Genomic DNA, 8,789 nt, shown 5'->3' on the forward strand with positions numbered 1-8,789 from the left:
GCCATCCTAGGGGCCGGATCCTTGCCTCCGCTACGGCTCATCCTTTGGGAGCAGGGGTCGGCCGCGGCCGTAGATTCGACCGAATGCGGAGCCATCCTTGAGCCAAACTTGTGTTCATCATGGGCTGCCGTTTAGCAACGGGTCTTATCGTTGAGGTCAGGATCCTGCCGCTGGGGCAGGGTTCTACAGATGGGGACAGGGCCGGCGGCCAGGGCATCCTTAAATTGGATGCCGCCCCCCAAACCGCCGCCGGCCCAACCCCGCGTCGTCTCGACGAGAATCTGCCCGTGAGCGCTTATGATCCTGGAGCCGAGCGCTATCGTCCTGCTCGGCCGCGTTGTTCTCGACGAGCGATGCAAGACTGACGCGGAGCGGCCGTGGGAAGTCTACGCCGGCGCCAAGGGCCACTCCCCTGCTGTTGAGTCTTCTTTGGTCGTCAGTGGTTGCCTTGACCCGCCGGGGTGTCCACCATGGAAGCGTGCGAATGAAAGGCATCTGGCGCCGGCTCGCCTTTCACCTGTGCCTGCTGGCCGTAGTGGCCGGAACGGCCGGATGCGCCTACGACTACCCCGATCCGGCGCGCACCCCGACAGTCGGAGCTGGTGTCACCGGCACATCTGCACCACTAATAATGACCGAATCCGCGGTACGCCCCACTGACCCTCTGGTCCTTGAGCGTGAGGTCAAAAATTACCAGGAACTGGACGGGCTCCTGAAGGTCGCACCGGGGCCGGTCCTCCTGTTTCAAGAAGGTCCCTTGGACGGCCCTGCCCGAGGCTTTGGCACGACCGAACCGGTGCCCGCGGCAGGCCAGTACACAGTCACGGCCGCCTGTGTTGGCGCTCCCAATGCCACGATTTTCATCAGACAGGAGAATCCAAAAGTCACACTCTGGCCCGTCGAACTCACAGTGGGCTGCCCAGGAACCGCTTCACAGGTCATCACGCTTCAACAGGGCTATGTTTCCGCGCACTTATCTCTGCCCGGCCCTGGGGATACACCTTGGACAGGAGCAGTGGGCGGAGTACGAGTGACCGGTGGCTAGACTGGGCCGGGTAAAGACGGATTGGGGGATCCACGGCGGCAGGACCGCTGTCCCGCTGGTCGGTCGCAGCCAGCGGAACCAAAGGAACGACCATGACCTTCTTCCAGGACTATTCGATCCCCGCCCCGCCTCCTCGCCCGCGGACGCCGCAGTTCACGCCGCCTCCGTGGGTTGCGCCGCCCCGTCATGAGCTGCCCGCCGTCGTTCCTGTTGGTCAGTTCATCTACAAGTCCCCAAGCTTCGTGATTGCCATTGAGGCCGTTAAGGTCTACTCCACCGGTTGCAACTTTGACGTGACCTGGATGCTCCGCCGCACGGACCAGGAGGACCGCAAGTGGGCGGAGATCAATGCGGTCTTTCACCGTCCTGCCCCGCAGCTGCGCAACGGTGGGATTTCGGCGGACTCTGTCCTCCTGTTCGGAGTACGGTTTCCGGACGGCACCAAGGCCAGCACGTCATCGCTCGCGATGTACGGAAGGACTGGGCCCATGGCCCAGGAACCTGACGGGCCGGTCTTCGAATACCGACCCAGGGGCGGCAACGGCGGCGAAGACGACATGTCGGCAAACGGGGCGCTGTGGCTATGGCCACTGCCGCCGGCCGGGGACCTGCGCCTGGTCTCCCAGTGGACCGACATGGGCATGCCCGAATCCTCCATCACCCTGGATGGCACCCAACTCCGGGAGGCCGCTGCAGGAGCTCAGACCTATTGGCCCGAGGACGCGCGGGCACGACGGCGCTGATCAGCCTCGTCTTGGCCGTTATCCTGGCGGCAGTTTCTTAAGTCCTCTAATGCGCCGGCGGCCGCGACCTGGGCATCCGCATTGTCGATGACCTGACCGAGGAAGGGTCCATCGTCTGGTTCGTCTTCCGCGGAGCCGAACCGCGACGTATGTTTCTTGAGGAAGACGCGGCCCGCTACACCATGCTGCCGCAGACGTATACACGCTAGGGCAGCAACATGGTCGGGACCTTATTCCCTTCAGCCGCTTGCCGCCCGGTACTACCTTCAACCCATGGGTGACCAGCAAGGCGAGCTGCCGCAGGGAGTTGTCCTCGTACACGGCATGTGGGGTGTCCCCGAAGACTGGTCGTGGGTACAGCGTGCCCTCGAAAAACAACCGAACCTGCATGTGCTCACGCCGGATCTTCCCTCGCACCGTTCGCTCGACGCGGGACTGCTTGAGGACGCTGAGGAGGTCCGTGCAGCTATCGCTGCAAGCCCGGCACCCGCCGTCGTTGTCGGTTGGTCCTACGGAACCGATGTGGTGGGCATCGCCGCACACGGCATGCGAAACGTCGTCCGCCTTGTGTACGTCTCCTCCCCTCCCCTGAGGCTGCAGCATGAAGTCCGGGACGTGGGCTGGGTTGATGAGATGGAACATATGCTCCACGACGAACACGGCCGGAACGCTCTCGACGGCGACTGGTGGCTAAGCGAAGACGAAGCCGGCCTGCGACTCCCCGATGACGTACGCGCCTTCCTGAAAGAGCACCCGCGCAGATTTGCCACGAAAAAGACCCGCAGCGATCCCGTCCCGGCCCAGGCCTGGACAGAAATACCCACGACAGTGCTCCTCGGCGCAAAGGACAACTTGACGGGCGCCGAACAAAGGGCGTGGGCTCGCGAAGCCGTTGCGGATGTCAGGGAGATCAACACCGATCATTTCGCCCTGTTCAACTGCCCGGACGTTATCGCGCAGGTCATCCTGGAGCCGCTTTCCGGATCCACCGACATGACGGAGCGTTCCATCAATTGGAAAGCGTGAAGTACCGGACCGGGTCGTCGACGCCGCAGGTTTTTGGGTTCCTCGGTCGCCGGATCATCCTTGTGCGCGGCACCGCGGGTGCCCGGCCGTAGACTCGGTCCATGAGAAGGGGTTGGGGGATCCTGGGAACGCTACTGCTGGGTGGGCTCATGCTGCCTGCGGCAGGCTGCAGCGTCGTCTGCCCGGCGACAGGGTACGCCAGCATCATCACTGTGAACGTGCAGGGGGATGCGACTCGTGTTGATGAGGTGCAGCTGTGCAGCGAACAGGGATGCTCGCAGCGGTTACCTGACTACGGTCCACCCGTACCTATAAAGTCGGTGACGCCCGGCGTTCCCAACACTCCAAGCCCTTTCATCCCGGCCACTCCCCCGGGCGCCTTCCTTGGCACAAGGACGGATACCAATGTCTGGGCCTTCAGCATCTCCCAGGCTGGGCTGCCAGAGCACGTGACCGTGCGAGCCCTGGCGGCCGACGGGTCGGTCCTGGCCGAGCAGCACAACGATCTCGTCTGGACCAGAGTGGGCGGATCCGAGCAGTGTGGCGGACCGGTCACAACCCTGCCGATCACCCTGCGTATACCCTGAGCGAATCCACAGATACCCATGAAGCCCGAACGGGCGTAGTCCACGGGCTTTGAAGAGCCTCAGTAGTCGATGGCTTTCCGGTCGATGGACTTCAGTGCAGCGAGCCGGGCTTCCACTTCAGTCTGCTCGTCGAGGTCTTCGAGGGACGCGAACTGTGCGTCCAGGGATGAGGCGGCGAGTTCCTGCTGGCCGCGGACACTGGCTTCCTGGCGGCGGATGTTCTCCTCGTACCGGCCAATGGCCGAGGTCGGGTCACCGACATCCAGCGACTTGAGCGCGTCATTGACCTGGGACTGCGCCGCGGCGACGCGGGAGCGGTTGACCAGCTCGTTGCGCTTGGCGGTCAGCTCCCCGAGCTTGCCGCGCATCATGTCCAGGCCGTTCTTGAGCTGGTCGACGACCTGGTTCTGCGCGGCCAGGTTCGGTTCCTGGGCCTTGGCCGCGGATTCGGCGGTCATCTGTCGGCCGATGGCGACCCTGGCCAAGGCATCGAACTTATCAGCATCCACGCTGTTCCCGGCGGCCCGGAACTCGTCAGCCTTGCGGGACGCGGCGATCGCCTTGCGGCCCCAGGTGTTCGCGTCATCCACGGCCCGGTTGTGGTCGTCCTCGGCCATGCGCAGGTTGCCGATGGTCTGGGCGACGGCAGCCTCTGCTTCGGCAATGTTGTTCGAGTAGTCGCGGACCATCTGGTCCAACATCTTCTGCGGGTCTTCCGCGGAGTCCAGGAGGGCGTTCAGGTTGGCCTTCGCGAGCTGGGCGACGCGGGCGAAAATACTCTGCTTCACTGGGGTCTTTTATCTGTGGTCGAGTTCGCATGTTACGTGCACGGCACGGCCGTGGACCAGGCACGGGAGACGGCGCCTGGCCGTTACGCCCGCTGCCGGTGCCCACGGGCCCAGATTACTTCGGCCACCCCGGCCAGGGCGAGTGGGAATGTCACGACCGCGGCCAAATGTCGCAGCAGGCTGTAGGGATCTGACCAGGCCACCCAGCTGGCAGAAGAAGTGTGAGACCCAAGGTTACCTGGCGATTGGCGCAGCCGAACGGGGCCGTGACTGCCGCGATCCTGCGCCCTGGTACACAGAGCAGACAGCCATCGTCCACAGGAAGCTGGGCCAGAGAGACGAGGAGACCGCGGTCCTGAAGCGGTGGCTGGCGCCCTGCCCGGAAGCTTACCGTACCCGCAGCAGCATCGGAGAGCACCTGGCCAAGCTCGAAGCCATCTAAGCGCCGGGCCACTTCGTTGGGTTCCATGGAGAACGGAAACATTCGTGCACGGACAGCCGTACCTCGATCGGCGTGCCACGATTGCACAGTGACTGATCTCTCGATAAAACGGCTCGCCCGAGGTGATCTGACAGCGGCGCGTGACATGTTCGCGATGATGGCTGCTGTTTTCGCAGAGGATGCCGAGCCGCTCACCGACGACTATCTCGTTTCGCTTCTCGATCGAGATTCGTTTTGGGCCATCGCCGCGTTCGCCGGGGACCACATTGTTGGCGGCATCACCGCTCACACTCTGTCAATGACTCGATCCCCGTCGTCAGAGGTACTCATTTATGACCTGGCGGTGCGCCAGGATCACCAGAGACAGGGTGTGGGCAGCAGGCTGATCCTCGAACTGCGCGAGGCCGCAGCGGCAGCAGGCCTCGGCGACGTATTTGTGCCAGTCGACAACGAAGACACTCACGCTCTTGACTTCTACCTGGCACAGGGCGCCGCGGCGTCCCCCGTGACAATCTTTACCTTCACCACGGTAAAAGGGATCGACTAACGGGCGGGCTCATCGATTGCCCGGCGGCGCCCTATACAGTTGACGGGTGCGGTTCGAGCTTCCTTCGATGATCGATCCGAAGCTCTGGGCTTTGGCTGATGAGTCGCGACCCCGGCAGGTCGCTTAATCGGATGAGTAGTTCCTGGACGCCTACGCCGGATCCGCAGCTGACCGCACCCACCATGATCTGTCGCCCGTCTTCGCCGATGTCAGGTACCTGCCGCCCGTGCTGATCGTGATTGGCGAACAGGACATCCTCCTCGAGGACAACCTGGCGGTGGCATCTCGGCTCGCCGTCGCCGGAAATGAGGTCGACCTGCGCGTCTACCCCGCTTCGCCCCACGCGTTCACCGGTCACGCGACACCGATGGCTCGATCAGCACTGAGCAGCATCGACGAATGGCTCTGGGCGCGCCTCACGCCGACCGGCTGACCGTCCCCGCTCCACGTCCATGCCTCCTTGGGCCGACTTTGCCTTCGCGACGCCGACCCCGGAAGGGGCTTCGGGCTCGCCCTGCACCCCGGCCGGCGGGGCAGTAAACGTGGGACTGTTGATCACGTTCCGAGCACGGGGACTCCCCCGGCGGTCGTGTTGAATACGACTCAATAACGTGCCCGTGCTGTAGGGCCGGCGCTCTTGCCGTCCGGTCCCAACGGGCGGAAACTTGATCCACCGAGTTATGCAGCCAGCCCAACGGTAGCCACCAAGAGCCGGGGCACCATGTCCAACGCTGACCAACACTCGTCCCCCAAGCATCCGCAGCAACGCACCGTGCCCTCCTCCTGGCACACGTCCCGGCCATGAGTACGGCCCAGACCGTCGCGCTGATCTTCGTCGCCGCCTTCGCATGGATCGGCTTGACCTTGCTTGTCCTCCTGACGCTGCGACGCCGCAGGAAAGGCTCCTCAGCAGTTGCTTCGGCTCCCCCGCCTGAGCTCGCCAGCTACCGGCCGCACAGGCCATGGCGACGGGTCCCGTCCGTAACGGGCCAAAACCCCGTACCCAGGCATCGGCTGAGACTCCAGCGAATTCGACGTCCGCACCAGTACTAGGAAGCAATCATGGATACCGGGACGATCCTCGGGTACACCGCCGGATACCTTGCCACCGTCGTTGGAGTCTTCCTCCTCTATCTGCCGGTCATCAGTCTGCTCGTTGCACTCTTGATCGCCGGCGGGATCTTGCAGCTGCTTCTGCTGCCGTTCATTGCCCTGTTCAAGAGGCTTCGCCGGCGGCCGCAGCCGGACATGGATCCTTCCTGGCTCCTGGACCGCAAGCAGTAGTCGGCCGGCCAGAGGGCCACGGGATTGTCCTCGATCGCAGCAGCCACCCTTGGGCGCGTGCGGGGATAAAGAGGGGCCTGCACTCATTCACACCAAGGTCCCGGTTGTGGAAGCATACGCATATGGCCCTTTCCGACGATCTGGACACGCTGCGCGCGGAGCAAAACCCCACCGCCGCTCAGGACCCAGGTCAGGTGGCGCAGCAGCAGGAACTCAGAAGGCGCCTTCTCGACTTCGTCCAGACGGCCTACGCGCGCGGCATCGATCCCCTGCCACTGGAGACGAACCACGGCCACCGGAGGTGGCGTACATCAGTCTCAGGCTGGCTACTGTTCCCCGACACAGGCCTTGCCGTCGGTACTGACGCGGAACTGTACCGGTTGCTTCCGGAGGGTGGACCGTCCGGCACCAAAGTGCCCGTCCGGGAGGAGTGGATCTGCAGAACTTACTGGCATGGCTGGACCTCCACCTGGGTCACGTTGGACGACATGCTCACCGACGCGGTCGCAAGGGGCACAGGCCACCGTTCGCCGCAGGAACAACACCGATTTCATATTGGTGGCGTTTCCGCCACGAATAAGCAATCATCTTGACCGCCTAACTATCAGCATGCTTATGATGGCACCATTCGGATGGGGATCCGGTGTGAAGCGGAAGGAAAAGGGTGCGCTCAGCGAACGGGGCGCACCCTTTCCGCGTCCTGGCGAAAACGTTGCGATCATGGGCCATTCGCCTCTATTCGATCCATACCACTGGGCCTACTGTGGCCTCGCCAAATCCCCACAACAATGACAGAGGTGTGTGAAATGGGAGCACAGGAAGACGTCGCACTGGTGCGGCGCGGCTATGAAGCATTCATCGCAGGCGACATGGACACGCTCAGGGATCTGTTCGCGGAGGACGCCCTCTGGCATACCGGCGGAACCGGGGGGCTGTCCGGAGACAAAAAGGGTCGGGACGCAATCCTGGCCTATTTCGGCGAGCTGTATTCACGCTCCAATGGGTCGCTCAAGGTCACCCTGGACGACGTGGCCTCGGGAGACAAGTACACGATCGGGATCCAGTCGGGCCACGCGGAGCGCGATGGTAAAACCCTGGACCAGCGGATCGTCATCGTGTTCACCATCGCTGGCGGCAAGGTGATTGAAGTCCTGGAGGCGGCGGATGATTCGGCCAAAGCATCCGACTTCTGGTCCTGACTGACTGGCAGGATCCAGCGATAAAGACGACCGGGAGGAGCTAGGTGTGGCTGATTACAGGTTCCTGACGCGCTGGGAGCTGCAGGCCCCGATCGAGACCGTATGGGGCGCCATCTCCGACCTGACGACCTACCCCACTTGGTTCCCGTATATCTCCGAGGTCACCCTGATTGCGCCTGGGGACGCGTCAGGTGTGGGGAGCGCCTACCGCGTCAAAGTCAGAGGCAAACTTCCGTACTCCTTGTCCTTCACCCTTGAAAACGTACGGCAAGACCCTCCGCGACTCTTGGAGTCCAAGTCCACCGGGCAACTGGAAGGGATAGGCCGCAGGGAGCTCTCTCATGCAGGGGACGTAACCACAGCCCTCTACTACTGGCATGTGCGCACCACGAGCCGGTGGATGAACGTGACAGCGCCGCTGCTCAGCCCAGTCTTCTCATGGAACCACCACAAAGTCATGGACAAGGGCGGAACAAGGTTGGCAGCGTATTTGGGTGCCCGGCTGGTAGCCAACACATCGCGTGAGGAGTCAAGCGCCTGACCGGCTCTGTATGACCGTGGGCCGGCCCCCAATGGCTGTTACCGGCCCACGGCTGCGGCCCGAAGTTCCTCCTGGCCGCCCTTCTCCTGCTGCCACGTCGTTGGGGCACCAGGGGCTCTACCCCGTTTCCGGGCCGTGGTCGATTGCAGGTGGCGGGATAAATCCGCCTGGCGATAATGAGCGCCGGGCGAGTTCCGCGTCCACGAGTTGGATGAGCTCGATCCCCGCCGATGCCTCGTCAGGCTGGGTGGCAAGCCCAAGCGCATGCCTTAGTCGAAGAAGGTCCGAGACCGGCACCGCGGACAACCGGTGGAAGGACCTGAAGGCCCTGCCGGATGCGGTGCGGCCGAGCGTTGTGTCTTCGGAATGGGAGCAATCAGCGCTTGAGTTCAAGATCGGGGCTCTCTTCGAGTGCCAAGCCGGCCGACTGCTCAACCCCGGCTCAAAGCTACCCAAGCAGAGGCCTTTGTGTCACGGGCCTCGAAAGACTTTCGAAGCCTCGGCCGCCCTGTCAGCGATGGTCGAAAACTGAGCCGTTTCGCGGGCTGAAAAGTGAGCCACTTTGACGCTGGTTATTCTGCCGTATT

General features: G+C 63.2%; 9 protein-coding genes. 8 read left to right on the top strand and 1 reads right to left on the bottom strand.

The genetic code is table 11. The features are described 5' to 3' along the window. The first annotated feature begins 1,137 nt into the window (after positions 1 to 1,137). Together J7I84_RS20780 and J7I84_RS20785 are read left to right on the top strand one after the other, a co-directional pair. On the top strand, positions 1,138 to 1,788 hold the full coding sequence (locus tag J7I84_RS20780) for a hypothetical protein (protein ID WP_214946416.1): 651 nt from the start codon (positions 1,138 to 1,140) through the stop codon (positions 1,786 to 1,788). Positions 1,789 to 2,061: 273 nt separating this feature from the next. Further along, the gene (locus J7I84_RS20785) at positions 2,062 to 2,814 is read left to right on the top strand and encodes an alpha/beta hydrolase (protein WP_214946417.1); all 753 of its coding nucleotides are present in this window, start codon (positions 2,062 to 2,064) and stop codon (positions 2,812 to 2,814) included. A 646-nt stretch (positions 2,815 to 3,460) separates the two neighbouring features. Here J7I84_RS20785 and J7I84_RS20790 read toward each other — a convergent pair. Next, positions 3,461 to 4,189: a PspA/IM30 family protein gene (locus J7I84_RS20790; RefSeq protein WP_214946418.1), complete on the bottom strand. Its 729-nt coding sequence runs from the start codon at positions 4,187 to 4,189 to the stop codon at positions 3,461 to 3,463. Between the two features lie 530 nt (positions 4,190 to 4,719). Between J7I84_RS20790 and J7I84_RS20795 the strand changes: the two genes are divergently transcribed. The 6 genes from J7I84_RS20795 (at position 4,720) to J7I84_RS20820 (ending at position 8,202) form a co-directional block, all read left to right on the top strand. Beyond that, a complete protein-coding gene (locus J7I84_RS20795; protein WP_214946419.1) occupies positions 4,720 to 5,178 on the top strand; it encodes a GNAT family N-acetyltransferase in 459 nt (152 codons plus the stop codon). Between the two features lie 142 nt (positions 5,179 to 5,320). After that, positions 5,321 to 5,611, top strand: coding sequence for an alpha/beta hydrolase fold domain-containing protein (locus J7I84_RS20800; protein WP_214946425.1), 291 nt, complete (start codon positions 5,321 to 5,323; stop codon positions 5,609 to 5,611). Positions 5,612 to 6,240: 629 nt separating this feature from the next. After that, positions 6,241 to 6,462, top strand: coding sequence for a hypothetical protein (locus J7I84_RS20805; RefSeq protein ID WP_214946420.1), 222 nt, complete (start codon positions 6,241 to 6,243; stop codon positions 6,460 to 6,462). Between the two features lie 122 nt (positions 6,463 to 6,584). Then, complete coding sequence (locus J7I84_RS20810) at positions 6,585 to 7,055, top strand: hypothetical protein (RefSeq protein WP_214946421.1); 471 nt, start codon at positions 6,585 to 6,587, stop codon at positions 7,053 to 7,055. Positions 7,056 to 7,268: 213 nt separating this feature from the next. Beyond that, on the top strand, positions 7,269 to 7,661 hold the full coding sequence (locus J7I84_RS20815; protein ID WP_214946422.1) for a nuclear transport factor 2 family protein: 393 nt from the start codon (positions 7,269 to 7,271) through the stop codon (positions 7,659 to 7,661). A 46-nt stretch (positions 7,662 to 7,707) separates the two neighbouring features. Further along, positions 7,708 to 8,202 (top strand): SRPBCC family protein, encoded by a 495-nt coding sequence (locus J7I84_RS20820; RefSeq protein WP_214946423.1) that lies wholly within the window; start codon positions 7,708 to 7,710, stop codon positions 8,200 to 8,202. Positions 8,203 to 8,789: the final 587 nt, after the last annotated feature.

It is taken from the genome of Arthrobacter sp. ISL-85 (assembly GCF_018613675.1).
Classification (GTDB): Bacteria; Actinomycetota; Actinomycetes; order Actinomycetales; family Micrococcaceae; genus Arthrobacter.

Coding starts and splice junctions, on each gene's coding strand:
- J7I84_RS20780 (WP_214946416.1), top strand. CDS start 1,138: ATGACCTTCTTCCAGGACTATTCGATCCCCGCCCCGCCTCCTCGCCCG.
- J7I84_RS20785 (WP_214946417.1), top strand. CDS start 2,062: ATGGGTGACCAGCAAGGCGAGCTGCCGCAGGGAGTTGTCCTCGTACAC.
- J7I84_RS20805 (WP_214946420.1), top strand. CDS start 6,241: ATGGATACCGGGACGATCCTCGGGTACACCGCCGGATACCTTGCCACC.
- J7I84_RS20810 (WP_214946421.1), top strand. CDS start 6,585: ATGGCCCTTTCCGACGATCTGGACACGCTGCGCGCGGAGCAAAACCCC.
- J7I84_RS20815 (WP_214946422.1), top strand. CDS start 7,269: ATGGGAGCACAGGAAGACGTCGCACTGGTGCGGCGCGGCTATGAAGCA.